The sequence below is a fragment of the Monoglobus pectinilyticus genome (assembly GCF_002874775.1).
Lineage (GTDB): Bacteria > Bacillota > Clostridia > Monoglobales > Monoglobaceae > Monoglobus > Monoglobus pectinilyticus.
On sequence record NZ_CP020991.1, the window covers coordinates 2,722,861 to 2,744,110 of the forward strand.

General features: G+C 34.1%; 16 protein-coding genes and 1 pseudogene. 9 read left to right on the forward strand and 8 right to left on the reverse strand.

The window, feature by feature from the left end; translation table 11 throughout:
* Positions 1 to 46 precede the first annotated feature (46 nt).
* The 3 genes from rplS to smc form a co-directional block, all read right to left on the reverse strand.
* A complete protein-coding gene (gene rplS / locus B9O19_RS11400; protein ID WP_102366679.1) occupies positions 47 to 388 on the reverse strand; it encodes a 50S ribosomal protein L19 in 342 nt (113 codons plus the stop codon).
* Between the two features lie 201 nt (positions 389 to 589).
* Positions 590 to 1,537 (reverse strand): signal recognition particle-docking protein FtsY, encoded by a 948-nt coding sequence (ftsY, locus tag B9O19_RS11405; RefSeq protein WP_102366530.1) that lies wholly within the window; start codon positions 1,535 to 1,537, stop codon positions 590 to 592.
* Entirely contained in the window at positions 1,537 to 5,097 is a 3,561-nt protein-coding gene (gene smc / locus B9O19_RS11410; RefSeq protein ID WP_102366531.1) for a chromosome segregation protein SMC, read from the reverse strand. Before smc ends, ftsY begins: the two co-directional genes overlap by 1 nt.
* Before the next feature lie 299 nt (positions 5,098 to 5,396).
* Here smc and B9O19_RS11415 point away from each other — a divergent pair, with 299 nt between their 5' ends.
* Positions 5,397 to 7,763: an anaerobic ribonucleoside triphosphate reductase gene (locus B9O19_RS11415; RefSeq protein WP_102366532.1), complete on the forward strand. Its 2,367-nt coding sequence runs from the start codon at positions 5,397 to 5,399 to the stop codon at positions 7,761 to 7,763.
* A gap of 785 nt (positions 7,764 to 8,548) precedes the next feature.
* Here the strand turns inward: B9O19_RS11415 and B9O19_RS11420 are convergent.
* The gene (locus B9O19_RS11420; protein WP_207655129.1) at positions 8,549 to 9,649 is read right to left on the reverse strand and encodes a glycoside hydrolase family 88/105 protein; all 1,101 of its coding nucleotides are present in this window, start codon (positions 9,647 to 9,649) and stop codon (positions 8,549 to 8,551) included.
* A gap of 255 nt (positions 9,650 to 9,904) precedes the next feature.
* On the opposite strand from B9O19_RS11420, the gene B9O19_RS11425 reads away from it, so the two are divergent.
* Both B9O19_RS11425 and sfsA read left to right on the forward strand, forming a co-directional pair.
* Positions 9,905 to 10,750 carry a sugar phosphate isomerase/epimerase family protein gene (locus B9O19_RS11425; protein ID WP_102366533.1) on the forward strand — a complete coding sequence of 282 codons (846 nt, stop codon included), beginning with the start codon at positions 9,905 to 9,907 and terminating at the stop codon, positions 10,748 to 10,750.
* A gap of 26 nt (positions 10,751 to 10,776) precedes the next feature.
* Positions 10,777 to 11,460, forward strand: coding sequence for a DNA/RNA nuclease SfsA (gene sfsA / locus B9O19_RS11430; protein ID WP_102366534.1), 684 nt, complete (start codon positions 10,777 to 10,779; stop codon positions 11,458 to 11,460).
* Positions 11,461 to 13,011: 1,551 nt separating this feature from the next.
* Here sfsA and B9O19_RS11435 read toward each other — a convergent pair.
* Both B9O19_RS11435 and B9O19_RS11440 read right to left on the reverse strand, forming a co-directional pair.
* Positions 13,012 to 13,686 (reverse strand): single-stranded DNA-binding protein, encoded by a 675-nt coding sequence (locus B9O19_RS11435; protein ID WP_102366535.1) that lies wholly within the window; start codon positions 13,684 to 13,686, stop codon positions 13,012 to 13,014.
* Positions 13,679 to 14,488, reverse strand: coding sequence for a polysaccharide deacetylase family protein (locus tag B9O19_RS11440; protein WP_102366536.1), 810 nt, complete (start codon positions 14,486 to 14,488; stop codon positions 13,679 to 13,681). Before B9O19_RS11440 ends, B9O19_RS11435 begins: the two co-directional genes overlap by 8 nt.
* 187 nt (positions 14,489 to 14,675) lie before the next feature.
* Between B9O19_RS11440 and B9O19_RS11445 the strand changes: the two genes are divergently transcribed.
* Positions 14,676 to 15,026, forward strand: a complete 351-nt coding sequence (locus B9O19_RS11445; RefSeq protein WP_102366681.1) for an arsenate reductase family protein — start codon at positions 14,676 to 14,678, stop codon at positions 15,024 to 15,026.
* Positions 15,027 to 15,052: 26 nt separating this feature from the next.
* Here B9O19_RS11445 and B9O19_RS11450 read toward each other — a convergent pair whose 3' ends face one another.
* Positions 15,053 to 15,709, reverse strand: a complete 657-nt coding sequence (locus B9O19_RS11450; RefSeq protein ID WP_102366537.1) for a pentapeptide repeat-containing protein — start codon at positions 15,707 to 15,709, stop codon at positions 15,053 to 15,055.
* A gap of 134 nt (positions 15,710 to 15,843) precedes the next feature.
* Here B9O19_RS11450 and B9O19_RS11455 point away from each other — a divergent pair, with 134 nt between their 5' ends.
* From B9O19_RS11455 to B9O19_RS12315, 5 genes and pseudogenes are all read left to right on the forward strand, one after another.
* A complete protein-coding gene (locus tag B9O19_RS11455) occupies positions 15,844 to 16,203 on the forward strand; it encodes a hypothetical protein (RefSeq protein ID WP_102366538.1) in 360 nt (119 codons plus the stop codon).
* 32 nt (positions 16,204 to 16,235) lie between these two features.
* The gene (locus B9O19_RS11460) at positions 16,236 to 18,815 is read left to right on the forward strand and encodes a translation factor GTPase family protein (protein WP_102366539.1); all 2,580 of its coding nucleotides are present in this window, start codon (positions 16,236 to 16,238) and stop codon (positions 18,813 to 18,815) included.
* A gap of 330 nt (positions 18,816 to 19,145) precedes the next feature.
* Entirely contained in the window at positions 19,146 to 19,352 is a 207-nt protein-coding gene (locus B9O19_RS11465; RefSeq protein ID WP_245862950.1) for a spore coat associated protein CotJA, read from the forward strand.
* 1 nt (position 19,353) lies between these two features.
* Complete coding sequence (locus tag B9O19_RS11470; protein WP_102366540.1) at positions 19,354 to 19,602, forward strand: spore coat protein CotJB; 249 nt, start codon at positions 19,354 to 19,356, stop codon at positions 19,600 to 19,602.
* Between the two features lie 103 nt (positions 19,603 to 19,705).
* A pseudogene (locus B9O19_RS12315) lies at positions 19,706 to 19,804 on the forward strand (manganese catalase family protein); the annotation flags it as partial.
* Positions 19,805 to 19,820: 16 nt separating this feature from the next.
* Here the strand turns inward: B9O19_RS12315 and B9O19_RS11480 are convergent.
* A complete protein-coding gene (locus B9O19_RS11480) occupies positions 19,821 to 21,224 on the reverse strand; it encodes a recombinase family protein (protein ID WP_102366541.1) in 1,404 nt (467 codons plus the stop codon).
* Positions 21,225 to 21,250: the final 26 nt, after the last annotated feature.

Here is a 21,250-nt window from a genome sequence, read left to right on the forward strand (position 1 = left end):
TAAAGAGTGGTGATTAAAGATTAACCACCACTGCATTTTTTAACTATTAAAGTTTCTCTTTAACCTTTGCTGCTTTACCAACTCTATCACGTAGATAATAAAGCTTAGCGCGTCTTACCTTACCATGTCTAACAACCTCAATGCGGTCGATTTTAGGAGAATTAACAGGGAAAGTTCTTTCCACGCCAACTCCATAAGAAAGACGTCTTACAGTAAATGTTTCCTGAATACCGCCATGATTCTTCTTGATAACAGTTCCCTCAAACATCTGAACTCTTTCTCTGCTTCCTTCTTTTACCTTGACATACACTCTCAAAGTGTCACCAATAGCAATTTCAGGTAAATCTTTTCTGATTTGTTCTTGTGTAATTTGTTGTAAAATATCCATTTTTACATCCTTTCCTTTTAAGATATTCTTGCCACACATCAGGCAGAGGACTACCTATTATTAACTTTATAAGAATAGCATAAAAATATCATATTTGCAAGTAATTTTTAAACATTTATATTTTTTGAGAAAATTCGCCAAAAAAATCTTATAATTTATTTTAATAGTTAGTAATGATAGTAAATTATGTTTAAATAAAATCTATTCAACTATTTCATCAACCGGTTCTTCATTTTCAGGGTCTATAATTGCGTTTACAAATTCAACAGGGTCAAAAGGTTCTATATCGTCAATTTTTTCTCCAACGCCAATAAATTTAACGGGTATGTCATAATCATTCTTGATTGCCAATACAATACCGCCCTTTGCTGTTCCGTCCAGTTTTGTTAAAATAATTCCTGTTATATCTGCGGCCTCTTTAAACTGTATGGCTTGCTGAACAGCGTTCTGACCTGTTGTTGCGTCGAGCACAAGAAGAACTTCCTTGCTGGAGTTTGGCAGTTCACGGTTAAGAATCTTATAAATCTTTTTCAATTCTTCCATCAGGTTTTTCTTATTGTGCAGCCGTCCTGCGGTATCACATAAGAGAATATCAATATTTCTTGATTTAGCTGCGTTTACAGCGTCATATATAACAGCAGCTGGGTCTGAACCTTCCTGCTGTTTAATTATATCAACCCCGGCGCGTTCTGACCAAACTTCAAGCTGTTCTATTGCTGCGGCGCGGAAAGTGTCTGCGGCGGCTATCAAAACTGATTTCCCTTGATTTCTATACATATTTGCAATTTTGCCTATGGATGTTGTTTTGCCAACTCCGTTAACGCCAATCACCATTATAACAGCCGGCGTGCCTTGAAGTTCAATTTTTGAACCGCTGCCTTCTGTTAAAATATCACTCATTATTTTATTTAGTTCACTTTTTAATTCATAACTGTCTCTAAGTTTTTTCTCTTTTGCAGCTTGGCGCAGTTTTTCAATTATATCCATCGATGTGTTTACGCCCAAATCGGATGTAATAAGAACCTCTTCAAGCTCGTCAAATAAGTCGTCGTCAATCTTCTTAAATGTTTTTAAGACTGTATTAAATTTTTCATTTATACTTTCCTTTGTTTTTGCAAGACTTTTCTTTAATTTATCAAATAATCCCATTATTTACTCACCTCGTCAATATTTAATGTTAATAATTTTGAAACGCCTTTTTCCTGCATGGTTACGCCGTATAAAATATTGGCGGATTCCATTGTGCCTCTTCTGTGTGTAACTACAATAAATTGAGTGTTTTGGCTGTATTGTTTTAGGTATTCGGCAAATCGGTAAACGTTTACATCATCCAGCGCCGCTTCTATTTCATCTAATATACAAAATGGAGTAGGACGTACGTTTAAAATAGAAAACAGAAGAGCTATTGCAGTGAATGCTCTTTCTCCTCCTGACAGCAGCGTTAGGTTTTGAAGTTTTTTCCCGGGGGGCTGAGCCTCAATTTCAATTCCGCTTTCTAAAACGTTATCCGGGTCTGACAGACTTAGATTAGCTTGTCCTCCGCCAAACAGCTCAGAGAATACCCGGCTGAAGTTTTCGTTAATAATTTTAAATTGTTCTGAAAATCTTTCTTTCATAATTAAAAGCATTTCGTCTATTATACGAACCAATTCTTTTTTAGATTTTTCTAAATCGTTTGTCTGTTCAGTCAGAAAATCTACCCTTTCGCTAACAGTCTTATACTCTTCTATAGAATCAATATTTATATTCCCGAGAGATTTTATTTCCTTTTTAAGTTCTGTTATCCTTTTTATTGAGCTGTTTAAATCGAACCCGGTCAAATCTCTGTTTGACGCGTCGCTGTAGGTTAACTCATATTCTTCCCATAAATGATTAATTATTGATTCAAGCTCAGTTTCAGAGTTTTCGTATTTCGTTTGTGCTTTTGCAAGACGCCCGGATAGATTAAACAAGGTTTCTCTTATGTTGTTGACAGAAGCCTGCCGGCTTTTTATTTTGTCGTCGATTTCCTGTCTCTTTTTAATATAAGATTCCAGTGATGTTCTGGTATCAAGCAAAAGTTTTTTATTTTTCTCAATATTTTTTTCAAAATCAAGTTTATTTTTACGCAAATCCTCAATTGTATTTTTTAGCTTCTCAATTTCAGATTGTCTGTTTGAAATTGATGACAATATTTGTTCCTTCTCCGAGATAACTCTCTGGATCTTTTCATTTGTTTGTTCAATGTCTTTTAAAATTGTGTTTTTCTTAATGCTTAGGTCGAGCATTGTACGAGTGAGCTTTTCGTTTTTGCCCGACAGTTCCGCAAACGTTTTTTCTTCTTTATCAGCCTTTATTTTTAATTCATCAACAATTTTATTAATAGAAAGAATTTTAGTTTTATTTTCAGATATTTCGTTTGATATGTTATTAATTTTATTGGTCAAATCACTTAATTCTTCTGAAAGTTTACTTTTATCACTGCTCATAGTATTTAATACATCATTTAAATGATGTTTATCTGATACAAGTTTTATCAATGTTTCATTATATGCCATTAACTTTTCATTGTTGTTTTTTATATCATCCATCAAATCATTTGTTTCAACAGAAAGCGTTTTAATTTTTGAGCTGCTTGTTTCTATTATTTTTTCTACCTTTAAAATTTCGGCGGCTAAATTTTCAATTTCATTTGCTCTTGAGAGCGAACCGATTGACTTAGCTATGCTGCCGCCTGTCATTGCACCGCCTGCCTGTATAATATCACCGCCGAGAGTTACTATTCTGAAACGGTGTGAACAGCCCTTCCCCATTTTCACTGCGTTGTCAATTGTGTCGACTACAACTGTGGAAGAAAGTACGCTGCTTATTATTGGCTTATATATATCGGAGCAGCTGCAAAGAGAGTCAGCAGTGCCAATGTATCCATCATAACTTTGGGCTGATGAGTTGTTTATATTTTTTGCTTTTATTGTGGATATAGGAAGAAAAGTCGCTCTGCCCAAATTATTCTGCTTTAAATATTTTATTGCAGTTTTAGCATCTTCAGGGGTATCGGTAACAATGTTTTGAGCAGTGTTTCCGAGAGCCGTTTCAACTGCGGTAATATATTTTTTATCAACCTTTATAAGCTGTGATAGCGGACCGTGTATTGTTATTCCTGATAATTTCTTCTGTTGGTAAGATTTTATAATATTCTTAACGCCTCGGCTGTATCCTTCTAAATCGCGTTCCATGTCGATGAGCATTTTTTGTTTTGAGGTTATTTGACCCAATTTAATATTATTTTTGTTTTTGAATGATACCTCTTTCTGCAACTCAACATTTTTGGAACCATATTTTTCTTCAAGCTGATTTATTTTGTTTTTTAAGTCATTAATATTATTTTCTTTTTCAGCTGTATCTTTTTCAAGTTTATTTAACTGATTTGCTGTATTATTAATGTCTGATTCTTTTTGGTTTAATTCCTGCTTTATAATATCAGAACGTGAGCTAAAGTTATCAATAAGTATTTTTTGGTTTTCAATTGAATTTTCTATATTTTGAACGTTTGTAGTATTTTTAAGTATTTCAGAATGCAGTGCTTCGATTTCTTTACTCTTTTCAGACACATCAACTCCTGCGCGATTTGCTGAATCCTGCAGCTCTAATGAACTTTTTTCAAACGCGTCGTTTTGAGATGTCAGTGAAAGAAGACTGTCTTTTAAACTTTTAGATTCGCTGTCAAGTTCGGCCATACGTTTGGTATAATCATCTATTTCAGAGATAAATCTGCTTATAGTATCTTCGGAATGTTTTATATCGCTTTCAGATAAATTCAGATTATTTGTGTGCTCATGAATAAGTTCTGTAATACTCCTGTCCTCAGTGCGGCAGTTCTCACATTTTAAATCTATTTCTTCCGATTCCTTAAACATCAAAGAAATTTTTTCATCATTTTCTGTTATCTGAGTTTGTATATCATTTATTTGATTTTCATATATTTCTATATCTTCTTTTAGTTTTTCTAGTATTTCTCTTTTTTTGTCTATATTTATAACTGAAACGTTTATTTCAAGCTCTTTCATTTCTTCGTGAAGAACAAGATATTTTTTTGCTTTCTCAGATTGCTTTTTCAACGGTTCAAGCTGACTTTCAAGTTCGCTCAGGATATCTTTAACACGGGTAAGATTCTCAGTGGTTTGGGAGAGCTTCTTTTCAGCTTCATTTTTTCTGTATTTATATTTTGAAATACCGGAGGCTTCTTCAAAAATTTGGCGCCTGTCCTCCGATTTTGTGCTTAAAATATTATCTATTTGACCCTGCCCGATAATAGAATATCCGTCACGTCCCAAACCGGTATCCATAAAAAGTTCATGAATATCCTTTAGGCGGCATGTCGTTTTATTTATGTAATATTCACTTTCACCGCTCCTGTATATACGGCGGGTTACCTGAAGATCAGGAAAATCAATATCAAATATTCCGCTGGAATTATCCAATGTTAAGGTTACTTCAGCAAAACCGAGAGCCTTTCGCTTTTCGGTTCCTGAAAATATAACGTCTTCCATTTTGCTTCCGCGCAGCGATTTAATGCTTTGCTCTCCCATAACCCAGCGTATAGCGTCAGAGATATTACTTTTTCCGGAACCGTTAGGTCCGACTATAGCTGTGATACCTGAATTAAAATCAAGATAGATTTTATCGGCAAAGGATTTAAACCCCTGCATCTCAATATTCTTTAGAATCATATTTTTGCTCCATTATAGATTTAAAACTATTCTTTTACAATATGCAACATAAATTAAATTATATCATAAAGTTTTTTTATTGTCACGTATTTTTTATAATTTGAAATGAATAAAAAATTCATACTATAGGTCAATATTTCTATACTTAAATTTGAATTGTTACTTTTATGTTTCAATATTTATTTTGCTATTGACACTTTTATTTAGAATGATATACTATATATATTCCGTTTTTTGGAACGAGTATACCATATATTGTATTATATTTAATTTGTTATTATATTTTCTGGAGGATTGAAATGATTAAAACTATTGTTAAAAGGGATGGCCGCGAGGCGGAATTTGATGTTGTAAAAATTTCAAATGCCATTTATAAAGCTGCCGAAGCGCTTGGTGGTACTGACCATAGTATGGCCGATGAACTTGCCGAGCAGGTTGTGGATTATGTTGAAAATTGTCTTGGTGTAGAAAGACCCGGTGTTGAACAGCTGCAGGACGCGGTTGAAAAAGTCCTTGTTGATAATGGTCATACCAGAACCGCAAAGGAATTCATTTTGTACCGTGCTCAAAGAAGCCGTGTCAGAGAAATGAATACTGAACTGATGAAAGTTTATGAGGACTTGACATTTAAATCGGCAAAGGATAACAACGTAAAGCGTGAAAATGCAAATATTGACGGCGATACTGCTATGGGAACCATGCTTAGGTATGGAAGCGAGGGTGCAAAGCGTTTTTATGATATGTTTATATTAGATCCTCATCATTCTGCCGCTCATAGGAACGGCGATATTCATATACACGATTTGGATTTCCTAACGCTTACAACAACATGCTGTCAGATTGATTTGCTGAAACTGTTTAAAAATGGTTTTTCAACCGGTCACGGTTTTTTGCGCGAGCCGAATGATATTGCAAGTTATTCCGCTTTAGCTTGTATTGCGATACAGTCAAACCAAAATGACCAGCATGGTGGACAAAGTATACCTAACTTTGATTTTTGTATGGCTCCGGGAGTTGCAAAAACCTACAAGAAGAAATTTATTTCAAATCTATCTTCTGCTCTTGCAATGCTTAGCGGCGACGAAAATGCAAAAGACACTGCTAAACAAATCGTTTCCGACATAAAATCTGAGCAGAAAATTGAGCCGACATTAGCCGGTTCCGCAGAGTATGGAGAAATTCTGCTTAAGAAGCTTGAAGAAAAGATGAGTAATGAGTCTGCTAAAAGAGCGGTTAAATTTATAGTAGAAAATTCTGTAAAGGAGACTGACAGGGCAACTTATCAAGCTATGGAAGCTTTAATCCATAACCTCAATACAATGCACTCCAGAGCGGGAGCGCAGATTCCTTTCAGTTCTCTTAATTATGGCACCGATACTTCCGAAGAGGGCCGTATGGTTATGAAAAATCTGTTGTTGGCGGAGGAAGCAGGTCTTGGAAATGGTGAAACGCCTATCTTTCCGATTCATATATTCAAAGTTAAGGAAGGTATAAACTTTAATAAAGAAGATATTAATTACGACCTGTTTAAATTAGCCTGTCGTGTGTCTGCAAAACGCTTGTTTCCTAACTTTAGTTTCCTTGACGCTCCTTTTAATCTTCAATATTATAAAGAGGGTCATCCTGAGACAGAAGCAACATATATGGGCTGCAGAACGAGAGTTGTTGCCAATAGCTATGACAAATCAAGAGAGATAACATATGGCAGAGGAAACCTGAGTTTTACCTCGATAAATTTGCCGCGTATTGCTATTAATGCCAACGGCAGTATAGATTGGTTTTTTGATGAGCTCGACAGAAAGATTGATTTGGTAATCGACCAGCTTTTGGCAAGATATAAGGTTCAGGCTGCAAAAACCGTAAAAAACTATCCGTTTTTAATGGGCCAGGGGATATGGCTGGATTCTGAAAAGCTTGGTCCCAATGATACTGTGGGTGAAGTTCTTAAACATGGAACTTTGACAGCCGGATTTATTGGACTTGCAGAATGTTTGAAAGCGCTTACCGGTAAACATCACGGAGAATCTCAGCGCTCTCAGAATTTAGGTCTTGAAATTGTTGGGCATATGCGCAAAAGAATGGATGAAGCCACAGAAAAGTATGGAATGAACTTTTCATTGATTGCAACGCCGGCGGAAGGTCTTTCAGGCAGATTTGTCAACATTGACAGAGAAAAATTCGGGGTTATAGAAGGGGTAACTGACAGAGAATATTATACAAATTCATTCCATATTCCTGTATATTATCCTATCAGCGCATATGAGAAAATAAGATTGGAAGCTCCATATCATCCATTAACAAATGGAGGACATATATCTTATATTGAGCTTGACGGCGACCCCACAACAAATGTAGAAGCATTTGAAAATGTTATCCGATTTATGAAAGAATGCGGTATAGGATACGGCAGTATCAATCACCCTGTTGACCGTGACCCGGTGTGCGGATATACCGGAATTATAAACGATGAATGTCCTAAGTGCGGCAGAAGTGCGCTTGATACTGATGAAAACGGTGAAGTTATTGGTATAGAAAGAATAAGAAGAGTAACAGGTTATTTGGCAGGTACATTGGATAGGTTTAATGACGCTAAAAAGGCTGAGGTCAGAGATAGGGTAAAACATATGAGTATTAATGACCCGGACACTCCAATGGAACAGCTGTAGATTAGAGATGTATGTGTTCTTATGAATAATATAATATTAAGTGAAAATGGCAGATCAAATTTTCACGTGTAAAAGAGATATTAATTTAAAAGTAATAAATATAGTAAAGACTAAGTCTTGCAATGAATAATATAAAAAGACCTTGTATTGAACCGACCACCATAAGTTAGACCGAAAATCTAACGACTAGGAGGTCGGTTTTTTATAGCAAAATATAGTTTGAATTAAAAAAGAAAATAGTTCAGGAATATTCAAATGGGAGCGTTGGATACAAGTTTTTAGCAAACAAATATAGTATCTCTGCAAAAAGTAATGTGAAAAAATGGGTAGATATGCTTATGAAAAATTTGGCGGTGTGCAAAAAACTAATGCTTTAAAACATTCCACCAATGCGTGAAGAGACTGATTTTTGGTCTCAATGGGATTTGGGATGTTTTAACTCCAGTTAGTCAGTCTCGCTGGCAGCTTCTTCGATTGAGTGAGTCATTCTTTTTTGCTTAAATATTTCTCGAAAATCACTTTTCTAAAAATTTAAGGCATGTATTCATAAGCGAATACATGCCTTTTTTAATATTTACGTTGATTAAAATTTTAAATTAAAAAGCGGTCATCAATGTTAAAAAATCTCAGCAACCAAACTGCAATGCAAATAAATCATGTGTTTGAGTAATAGTCTTGAACAACTGCTCCTGCTTTAGTTCAACAAAAACACCGGATTTGCACAAATATACAGCAATATAGATGACCATTACAAAGACATTTGTCTTTGAGCTATTTTATAATAATTAATAAATATAATTTGTGGCGAGCAGAAGGAATGGTCCAACACCTTTACAGTCGTTTTCAGTAATCGGCTCGCTGAAGTAATAATCAAGGCTTCCGTCACGTCTGTGATTGTCATCCGGTCCTAAACCGGCAACAGCACAGCAGTTTTTAAGATAAGCATAGTCGCCGTCAATTCTTATAAATTCGTTAAAAATTCCGTCAACAGCTTTTAAGAGATAAGGTTTATAAGTTTCTTCATCAATATATCCCATTTTTATAGCTTTGTTCATAGAATAAGCAAACATGCAGCTGCAAGTGGATTCCTTATAATTATCGCTGCGTCTGTTGTCAAGAACCTGATACCAAACGCCGCTTTCATCCTGATATTTAACAACATTTGAAATAACCTTGTTATACATATTAATTAGAGTTTGTCTTCCGGGATGGTCTTCAGGCATAAAGTCAAGAACATCAACAATAGCCATACAGAACCAACCGCATGAACGGCCCCAAACATTGAGTGAACGTCCGGTAGCCTTATCTGCCCAAAAGGCTGATTTTGATTCGTCGCAAGCATGTGCATATAAGCCGCAGCGCGGTTCATAAGTAGCTTTCTCCGCAATCACAAATTGTTTTACTATATCATCAAAATTTTCAGGATGGTTACACTCTTTTGCATATTGAGCACAGAACGGTTCACCCATAAATAATCCGTCAAGCCATATTTGATTAGGATAAATCAACTTGTGGAAATATGCGCCAGACTCCGTTCTAGGATGGGTTTTGAGCTGTGACTTTAATAACTCAACGGCCTTGATGTATTTTTCTTCGCCTGTTTTATTGTAGAGCCAAAAGCAGTCTTTTCCGTTATTTATATGGTCTATGTTATATACTGTTGGATTATATGTATTTATAGTTCCGTCTTCGTTGATAAAATAGTCCATACTCTCTTTGATATAATCAAAATATCTATTGTCGTTTGTTTCTTCATATACCGAGCCAATTCCGAGCAAGGTAAGTCCGCAGTCATACTGCCATTTTTTACTTATTATAGGTGAATTATCTTTCATGACAGTATCCGCCATTTTTTTAGCTATTTCTAAAAATCTTTGCTTACTCAATATAAAAACCTCCAAGAGAAAATATATAATTCTTTCCAATGGGTATTTTATAACAACGATATGAAATAGACAAGAAATTTATTGTAAGACAACTGAAAAAATGTTATAAATAACAAAATTTCAGTGTACAAAATTAAAATCTTGATATATAATTATTCATAATACTGAGAGCCGAAATCTATTATATGTAGTTATTAGTATTATAAAATACATAGAATAGCGGCGAAAATATAATATTGAATTTGAGGTGTTAACATGTTTAATAAGTTAAATTTTGGAATGAGAGGTCATGATACTAAGGCAACTGATATTGAGAGCCTGGCAAAAATCCTTGAAGAGGCCGGCGCTGCTCACGTTCAGCTGGCTTTAAAAAAGTCTTTTAAAGATATAAATTGGCAGAATAGTATCCTTACTCCGGAACTCGGGTGCTATATCAAAAACACTCTTGCGGAACACGGAGTCAGAGTGTCGGTTTTGGGGTGTTACATAAACCCGGTTCATCCGGATGAAGCTAAAAGAAAAGAAGAAGTTGAGTGGTTTAAAGCTCATCTGAAATTTGCTAAATATTTAGGCTGTGATATGGTTGGAACAGAAACAGGGTTTTATAATACATTTGAAGAAACTCATACAGAAGAGAATTATCAGCGATTCTTTAAAAGTATGCGCGAAATAGTTGACTGTGCTGAAAACTTAGGAAGTATTGTCGGGGTAGAGACTGTAACAAAACATAGTATGTTTAACCCTAAAATGACAAAGAGATTCCTTGACGAAATAGATTCTCCGAATGTTACTATTATATATGATCCTGTAAATATTTCAGATATGAATGATAGGGATGAACAGCATAAAATAGTTGATGAAGTATACAGTCTATACGGTGATAGAATAGGTATTCTTCATTTTAAAGATTATGAAGTAATAGACGGAAAAAAAGAAGGAAGACTGGCTGGAGACGGCGTTTTTGATTATGAGTATCTGTTTAAGTATGCTAAAAAATATACTCCGGTGATTAATGCGATATTAGAGACAAATAGTGAGGATAATTTTAAAAATACGGCAGAGAAAATTTTAAGTATATGGGATAGTACTGTTACTGAGTAAATAAGAATTTATAAGGTGAATATATAGTGATATATAATAATGTTGTATCAGGCAGGTTTGTTTCAAGACCAAATAGATTTATTGCAATTGTCGATGTTGACGGAGCTGAACAGATGTGTCATGTGAAAAATACAGGAAGGTGTCGGGAGCTGCTTGTTCCCGGCGCATCTGTTTTTTTGGAGGTATCTTCAAATCCTAACCGAAAGACTAAGTATGATTTGATTTCTGTATATAAGGGTGACAATTTGATAAATATAGACAGTCAAGCTTCCAATAAGGTTTTTAATGAATGGCTTAACGAAAACAAATTATTTAATGATATTAAGTTAGTAAAACCGGAGACAAAATATGGAACGTCAAGGTTTGATTTTTATATTGAAGCAGACGGCAAAAAAATATTTGCTGAGACAAAAGGGGTTACGCTTGAAGAAAATGGTACAGCGATGTTTCCGGACGCACCAACAGAGAGAGGAAGAAAACATCTTGTGGAATTAAGTGATTCTGTAAGACACGGATATGACGCTTATGTTGTATTCATTATACAAATGTCCGGTGTTAAGGTTTTTAAACCTAATATAAGAACAGATTTAACTTTTGCAAAGGATTTGAAGAAAGCATCTGAATCCGGAGTAAAAATTATTGCTTTTGACAGCATGGTAACAGAAATTAGTTTGAAAATAAACGATTATATTCCTGTTTTATTTGATTAAATAGTGTTTTATTATATTACTCACTTATTGTTTATATTGCACAATTAATTAGATATTAATATTTATTTTTGTGATTTAAAATATTATTATTTTTATATGGCAAGAATACAGTAATATTTTTGGATTTTTAGAAATATATATAGTATTTTGCAGTAATTTTATTTTCTTTTTTATAAAAATATACATATGTCTGTTTAGAACTAAAAAGTGGCAGTATAACGTAGATTTTTGGCCTTAGAATTTTTGAATATTTTTTATTAAAAATCTTGACAAAATAGGAATACGGGTGTATAATAAAACCAAGATAAGGGAAGTAAATATAAAGCTTACCAATCTTAAAGTTCACACATACTAAGTCAAATTTTGATACTGGTATGATAAACTGTTTAAAGATGATTTTTATAGTAATGAGCTGATTTAAGATTTTCATTTGTTTATTATTTTGTTTTTTGTGTATTTGTTTATGTATTGAAATGAAATTTAAACAGCAGACTTTTCAGAAGAGAAATGAAAAGTTGAATTCAAATCTAATATATTATTTTGGTTGAGGATTTGGACTTTGATTTAGAAACTATTTGTCGGCTGCGTCTTGTAATATTTTGAGTTTAATGTATTGCTAAATGGCTGACTTAGAAATTTAAATTAATATTAATGTTGATTAGGAAAATCTTAAAAAGATGGAATGATTTTTATATTTCTTTATTTATCGATCTCATAGATTTATCAGGAACAAGAGCAAATGAATTTTTTATAGCTCTTATATGGTTTCCACAAACTCGCATTTAAACTGGAAGTTTTACCGAGTTTATGATGAGGATGTAAGTTTAAAAATGAAAGTTTTAACTAACAATGCAGAGAAGTTTTGATGATGTGTGTTTAATAGTTTTATAAAAATTGTTTTGATACTTGAATTAAAATGTAATGCTGAAAGATTTTAATAAGTTGATAAAAAGGTTAAAGATTTATTATTATGTTAGTTTATAAACTTTTCGTTATTAATTAAACTTTATAGCGGAACAAAGCTGTGATAAATCGTATGGGGAGTTAAAAACACAAAGCACGGCTATTTATAAAAGTGGCTGTTTCGGAGGTGATGCGATGTGTGGATGACTCAAGAAGAGTCAGTTGATTCACAGATTGACGCACTCGTATTTATCTCAATAGATGAATACGAGCAAGCATAACAGTTAAGCACGCTTGTAGAGGATGAGTATTTGGACTCGTAAATATGTTTATTTAACTATTGGTCGCTTGAGCAAGTGCGAGGGCTCCGAAAGAGTTTGAAATAAACAAATAGTTTGACAAGTCGGATAGCTTAATATGTCTTGGCTGTGTCAATTAACTCACAGATTGCTGGCAATGATTGTTTGAAAAGTATTATTTGAAGTTTTCGTCGATGTATTTAGATATTTGGAAGATGTTGATTGCTGCAGGGGCAGCAATGGAAGTTAAATCTAAAGCATATAGGACGCAGAGTTTTGAGCTTTGTCAGTGGATATGATGAGTGTGATGAAAATGACAACAAAGGGTGGCTGTTTAGCCACCCTTTTTCTATTCTACTATTTCTAATTTTGAGATTGAAACTTCGTATGCGGTTTTATTGACTACTTCTGTTTCGCTTATATGTTTTTGATATTCCCGGCTCTGTATTCTTCCCCAAACTTTTATATTTGTACCCACAGACAGCGACTGTACATATTTTGCGTTTCTGCCCCATGCGATGCACGGTATGTAATCAGATTTTTTGTATGAACGGTTTACGGCGAGCAATACGTCAGATATTTCGCGGTTAAATGGGGTTGTTCTATAGGTTGGCTCTTTGCAAATAAACCCGTTTAAGTATATTTGATTTGGGTTTACGTTGGACATAGATTTTGACTTTTCAAAATCTTCTTCGTCAGCTTCTGAAATATAAAGTATTTCTTTAACAAAAACTGTTAATATAAGCCTGTTTCCGACGCCGGAATAATTATTATAAGAACGGTATTGACCTATAATCTTAACATGGTCGTTAGGTGTAGGATAATATTCACCGAATAGGCGTTCTGAGATAGTTATGGGTATATAGTCCATTTTTTCACTGAGCCTGCTGACGGCCAGCTGAGTAGAATAGTATTTTTCTCCGTAGATTTCATGTGACAGTTCAGGCGGTGAAATTATTTTTCCCACCAGTGTGACAATATTATTGTCATAGTAGCTGCTTTCGGTGAATGTGCTTTCAGACATTGTTGTTGACCTCCGATTTTTCATTATTTGTGCTGTACTGCATTCCGTTTGCATCAATTTGATAATTATCTTTTATTATTAATTCCGATATAGGAACTATTTCATAACCTTGTGCTATTAAGTCATCTAAAATTTTAGGTAGTGCTTCCGGCGTGTGCTTAGCCGCATTATGGAATAATACAATAGCGCCCGGTTTAACTTTAGGAACTACTCTTTTATATATTTCATCAGCGCTCAAATCTTTCCAGTCAAGGCTGTCAATACTCCATTGGATTGTGTAATAGCCACACTCTCTAGCTGTTTTAACAACTTCATTATTGTAGTCTCCGTATGGTGGTCTGAAGAGATTTGGTCTTCTGCCTGTTATTGCCTCGATTTTGTTTGCACAGTCGTCAAGTTCAGCTTTCATTTTGTCGGTTGATATTTGAGTCATATGCGGATGTTTTGATGAATGATTCATAACCTCGTGTCCTGCGTCTGATAAGGATTTTACAGAATCAGGATATTTATCCACCCAATCGCCAACAACAAAAAAAGTAGTTTTAACATTTCTTTCTCCAAGAATGTTCTTAAGTGTTTCCGTATCAGAGTTATCCCAGGCAGCATCAAATGAAATGGCAATTTTTTTGTCATTTTCATCTTTTTCAACGCAGTATATTGGTAAGTCTCGGTCGCTAGGGCTTGCAGCGCTTATGGCTGCAGAATTTTTATTGATATGTCCAAATAAAATTAATGCAAAAAATAGAATTACGATAGCGCCCAAGGCGATACCAGTTTTTTTACCGACGAACCATATCCTCATTTTGTCGCACCTCCTGAAGTAATTTTATGTTGGTATAGTGCGATATATTCTAATATTTATCTTGCATTTTTTAATATGTATGGTAAAATATTATTTATTAGTTTTATATGTGAGAGATTGAAGGTTTATTAGATAAAAAGTATTTTATAAAAATATAGAAACTAAAGAAAGGTATAACAGAGTTATGATAAAATTTATTTGCTATCCAAAATGTTCAACATGTAAAAAGGCAGAGAAATGGCTTAATGAAAATGGAGTTAATTTTACTGTTCGGGATATAAAAGAAAATAATCCAAGTTTTGATGAATTAAAAGAATGGTATGATATGAGCGGATTGGAGCTAAAAAAGTTTTTCAACACCAGCGGAATGCTGTACCGTTCTATGGGATTAAAAGATAAGTTAAATGATATGTCTGAAGAAGAACAGTTAAAACTTTTGTCAACAGACGGTATGCTTGTAAAACGCCCTCTTGTTATAAAAGATGATAAGGTTTTAATAGGCTTTAAAGAAAAGGAATGGGAAAATGTTTTAAAATAATATATATAAATAATATTATTAATGTATCAGTCAACAACAATCAATCCAAGCAGTTTTGACAGCTCTGCTGCTTGATAACTGTTAACTTTAGCTCCGGATAATTCCTTTGCATTGTCTGACATAATGATACTTTCAAGTATTGAATTTGAAAAGTCCAGCCCCGCAAGACTGGTTTGAAAGAATTCAGTGCGCACAAATTTAGACTCTTTTATCTCCGTATTCTTAAATGAACAATCTGAGAAAAAAGTGTCTGACATATCGCAGTCGTTTATTATGATGTTGTTAAAGACGGAACGGTTAAAGTTAGAATATTTGGTTGTTGTTTGATAAAGACAAGCGTTATTAAAATTACTGTTTTTAAAATCGGTGCTTATATATTGTGAGTTTTCAAAAGAGCATTGTTTATACCATCCGTTTGATAAATTTGAATTTTTAAACAGGCATTTATGAAATTTAACATTATTAAAGCTGCAGTCTTTAAGACTGCAATTTATAAACGTACAGTTCTCAAATATTGTATTTTTGAAATACAAGTCTTCCATATCAATGTCTGTACAGCAGCCGTTTTCAATATGTATATTTGATATATCATCAGCGTTATTATTCTGAATGTGAATATATTTAACAATATCGTCACATTCCTGCGCCTGGAAATTCAAAATAAAACCAATGGACTTTTTCATAATAATCTGCCTTTCAAATAAAAATAAAATATAAATAACTGACTTTTTAAGTATAATTCAAGTTAATGTGTTAGACAAGGTAAAAGATTGTGTTATTTAAACAAATATTTATGTATTATTTAGGAGGATTTAAATTGCACAGAGAAGCATATAAACGTAATATTAGAATGGGCAGACAAAACTATGGACAAATCTTTTGTACTCAATGCGGAGAACGGATTGGACATGTAATTAGTAAAGACTATAAATATTTATATCTTGTGTCTATATGCAAATGCGGATGTGAAGTTGTATATCAAACAAAATATGAAAATCCGGATAATACGCAAAATTATTTTATAGAGCTTAAAAATGGTATTGCATCGTGCCGGCGCTGTGGAAAAGAATTATTTTATATTGATAAAAGAAAAATCATTAATTGTGGCTTTCATGTTATATGTGATTGCGGCAAGCAATATAATATTTCTCTTCCCAAAGTCAGTGATTTAAAATAGCTATTATTCAAAGTTTCAAGGTAGGAGAGTATATGAAAAAAATTGCAATTGGCATTGTGGCTCATGTAGATTCAGGTAAAACTACGCTTTCAGAAGGCCTATTATATCAGGCGGGCGAAATAAGAAAATTAGGACGGGTTGATCATCGCAATGCATTTTTGGATACACACCCGATTGAGCGTGACAGAGGAATAACTATTTTTCTTAAGCAAGCCGTATTTAACATTAATGATACTGAATTCACCCTGCTTGATACCCCTGGGCATGTGGACTTTTCAACCGAGATGGAAAGAACCCTTCAGGTTCTTGATTATGCTATTTTAGTAATCAGCGGCTCTGAGGGGGTTCAAAGTCATACAGAAACCTTGTGGAAGCTGCTTAAAAGATACGAAGTTCCTTGTTTTTTGTTTATTAATAAGATGGATATTGCTGAAAGCAGCCATAGAGATATAATTCTGAATTTAAGAGATAAACTGGACGATGGCTGTGTTGATTTCTCGTCTGATTTTGGCTCAGAAGCTTTTTATGACAATATAGCAATGTGCAGCGAGAAATTAATGGAGCAGTATCTAAATATGGGAGAAATTAAGGAATCTGATATTCAGGAGGCTATATCAGAACGCTGTGTTTTTCCATGTTTCTTTGGATCAGCGCTTAAGCTGAGTGGTGTGGATGAGTTTTTAAGAGGATTAGATAAGTATACAAAAAGTATAAATTATAAAAGTGATTTTGCGGCAAAGGTTTTTAAAATATCAGACGACGGCAACGGTAACCGTTTAACTCATTTAAAAATTACAGGCGGAACTTTAAAGGTAAAGCAGCTTCTGGACGGAACAACATCTGATGGAGAAAACTGGTCAGAAAAAGTGGACCAAATAAGGATATATTCAGGAACAAAGTTTCATGCAGCTGAACAAGTTAAGGCCGGAACAATCTGCGCTGTGACCGGTCTTGGAAACACTTATCCGGGAGAGGGGCTGGGAGATGAAGAGAATTCTCAATCTGCTCTATTAACGCCTGTTCTTTCTTATAAAGTTGAATTGCTTTCTGATATTGACTTGCATAACGCTCTTTCAAACTTGAGAAAGATTGAAGAAGAAGAGCCGCAGCTTTATGTTATGTGGAATGAACAGCTTCAGGAAATACACATACAACTTATGGGCGAGGTACAGCTTGAGGTTTTGAAGCAAATAGTTTTTGACAGATTTGGAATGAAAATTGACTTTGTAAGAGGAAATATAGCATATCGTGAAACAATTGCGGAACAGACTGAAGGCGTTGGTCATTATGAACCTCTCAGACATTATGCAGAGGTGCATTTGCTTCTTCAGCCGGGAAAGCGGGGCAGCGGAATAAAGTATTATAATAAGTGCAATGAAGATAAACTGGATAAAAATTGGCAAAAACTGATTATGACGCATTTAAAAGAAAAGACTCATATAGGTGTATTAACCGGTTCCCCAATCACTGATATAAAAATTACACTAGTGGCCGGACGGGCTCATCAAAAACATACTGAAGGCGGAGATTTCAGGCAGGCAACGTATAGGGCTGTCAGACAGGGCTTAAAAATGACTAAGAACATTCTCCTGGAACCTTGGTATGAGTTTAAATTAGAAGTTCCGACTGATTCTATAGGCAGAGCAATGACGGATATACAGCAGATGGGAGGAAGATTTTCACAGCCGGAGAATAATGGCGTTGATATGACAGTAATTTCAGGATTTGCGCCGGTGTCCGGGATGATGGAGTATCAAAGTGAAGTCAGTATGTATACAAAAGGCAGAGGAAGACTTACATGTTTGCCAAACGGCTATGAGCTATGTAATAATTCCGATGAAGTCATTGAAAAAATCGGATATGACAGTGAAAGAGATATTGAAAATACTGCTGATTCTGTATTTTGTTCTCATGGAGCGGGATTTGTTGTGAAATGGAATGAAGTTCGGGATTATATGCATGTTGACAGTGGTTTTGATATAGATGGTTTACAAAAAGAAATTGATGTTTCAGAGAAAAGGACATCAGAATATATCAGCAGTGTTGTAACTGATAAAGAATTAATGAAAATATTTGAAAACACTTACGGACCTATAAAACGGGATACCTATTCTGTGTTATATACAAAAAAGTCTCATGTTAACAACAATAAGCCGATAAAGAATAAACCTAAAAAAGAACAGGGCGAGGATTATCTATTAGTTGACGGATACAATATTATATATGCTTGGGATAATTTGAAAGAATATGCTGATGAAAATTTAGATATGGCTAGGCACAAGCTTATAAATATTTTGTGTAACTATCAGGGATTTTGTAAGTGTCAGGTAATATTAGTGTTTGACGCTTATAAGGTCAAAAATAACCCGGGCGAAATTGAAAAATATCACAATATAAATATTGTTTATACCAAAGAAAAGGAAACTGCCGATATGTATATTGAGAAGGTATCTCATCAGCTAAGTAAAAAACATAGAGTTAGAGTAGCGACTTCTGACGGACTGGAACAGTTAATAATCCTTGGTAATGGTGCATACAGGGTGTCGGCAAATGAGTTTAAAAAAGAGGTTGATATGGTTGAAAAGGCAATACGCGAATTCTTAAAAAAATGATATAAAATACTGGATAAACGGTTAAGATACCGTCTTATAAAAATAGTATGATATTAAAAAACACTGTAATCAAATTTTAATTGGTTACAGTGTTTTTTATATACTGATTTTTTATTATAGCTTTTACCACAATCTTAGTGAACTGTTTTGAATTAATCTCCTAAATACTATCTTGCCGGTATTTGTATATGTAAATAATATATTCCTTAAAGGCTTCTAGCACAAATTACTTATATAATCATATAATATATCAGGCTTGAGATGTCAATTTTTGACGAAACAAAATATTAATTAATTATTCGAGCCAACTAATTTGAAAGGAATGATTTTATGCCATTTGCAAATGAAACCGTGCCTCTTGAAATGCCGCTTGTTGGCTATGCCTATGTGCCCATGCAGCAGGCCGAAATGAGAAATTTGTTTGATCCTGAGTACGGTCTTAAGGAAGGAACTATATTCCCTATTTTAAATAAACCTATGGGTGTGTATGGAAAGCAAACAAAAGGCGACATAATTTTTAAAAACGGAGGAATGTAATATGAATGCGAGAGAAGAGTTATTAAAAAAATTATCCGCCTATAGCTTTGCGGAAAAAGAATGGAACCTATATTTGGATACTCATCCGAATGATAGAGATGGCCTTATGATGCACAGAAGAATGGCTGATAAGGCAAAGGAATTAAGTAAAGAGTTTGAGGAAAAGTTTGGTCCTTTAACTACTATGAATGTGACTAACACAGAATGTTTTGATTGGATTGAAGAACCATGGCCGTGGGATAATGTTTGATAACTATATTCAGGCATGACAAAAAAGCCAATGACAATATTTATTTAATTACTTTTATAAAAATAATTGTTTAACTTAACACATAATCTGGAGGGAAGAATATATGTGGAATTATCAAAAAAAATTACAATATCCAGTAAATATAAAAACTACGAATCCTAGCCTTGCTAACTATATTGTAAGCCAATACGGCGGTCCTAATTGTTTTTTATAATAAATTAGTAATATATAATTTCCAGATGCTTTTCCGGTTTAATATAAACTATTTTTGCAATAATCTGTTTTAATGCGTTATTTTTATCGGTGTCGGAAATATCTTTATCCTGAATGAAATCCAAAATATCTTTTACACGTTTAATATATTTATAATTATCTGTTATGCTGCAAATTGAATTATTTTGTATTTCTTTGAGTTTATTTTGCAGACCTATTTTGTTTTTACTGTATTCTTCTAAAGTGTCTGTTCCCGAGAGATATGCTTCTTTAGCTCTGTCTAATGATTTTTTTAAGCGTTTTTCAGCTTTTTTATATAACAATACTTCATCATTATTTTTTGTATTTGCGTTTTTTATTATCTGAGCTGATTCTGCTTTTAAGCAGTCTGCTTTTAATTGTTCTAAAACTATTTTCTCAGCAGTTTTTATACTTATTGAATGTGAGACATTGCAGGCGGACTTAATATATCCGCAGCACTGCAAATAATCTCCGCTTCGTGCGAGTGTACAGCCGCAGCTGCCGCAAACCAACAGACCGCTGAGCCAGTATGACTTGTCAGCTTGGTCTTTCAAATATTTACGGTTAATAGTCTTTATTTTATTATAACGTTTCTGTGCCTTAATCCATAAGTCTTTTTCAACAATAGGTTCATGTTGATTTTCTAAATAAATAGTGTCATTAATATTTTCGGATTTTCGGTTATGAGTCCATCTTAAAGTTCCGGTATATACTGGATTGGATATTATATATTCGATAGTTCTTTTCCTAAAAGGATTTCCAAGTTTAGTGTGTAACCCAAGTGAATTTAAACGAGCTGCAATTTGTCCGAATGACTCACCCGAAACAAATCTTTTAAATATATTTTTTACTATAACAGCTTCTTCAGCAATAGGTGAAAAATTATTGTCAACAACCGTATATCCGAAAGATGGTTTTGTTTGTACGCCGCCTTTTTTCGCTTTTTCGCTCATTCCCTTTTTTACTTCGTCAGAAAGATTGAGAGAATAATATTCAGCCATGGCTTCAAGCATTGACTCTATAATTACACTCATTTTGTCATCGCCGATATTTTCTGTTATTGATAATACCTGAATGCCTAGCTCAGACCTTAATAAAGATTTATATACAACACTGTCTTCTCGGTTTCTGGCAAAGCGGTCGAATTTATGTACTAAAATTACATCAAATGGTTTTGGGGTTGATTTAGCCTTTTTTATCATATTTTGAAATGCAGGGCGTTTTTTTGCATTGCGGCCGCTGATTCCTTCATCAATATAAATAAACTCATCCGGCAGCAATAAGTCGTTTTCGTCACAATACTTTCTCATAGCCCGAAGCTGAGCGTCTGGGGAAAACTCCAATTGGTCTTCAGTTGATACTCGAATATAGCAAGCTGCTGTTTTCATAAATTCACCTGATTTACAGAATTCTG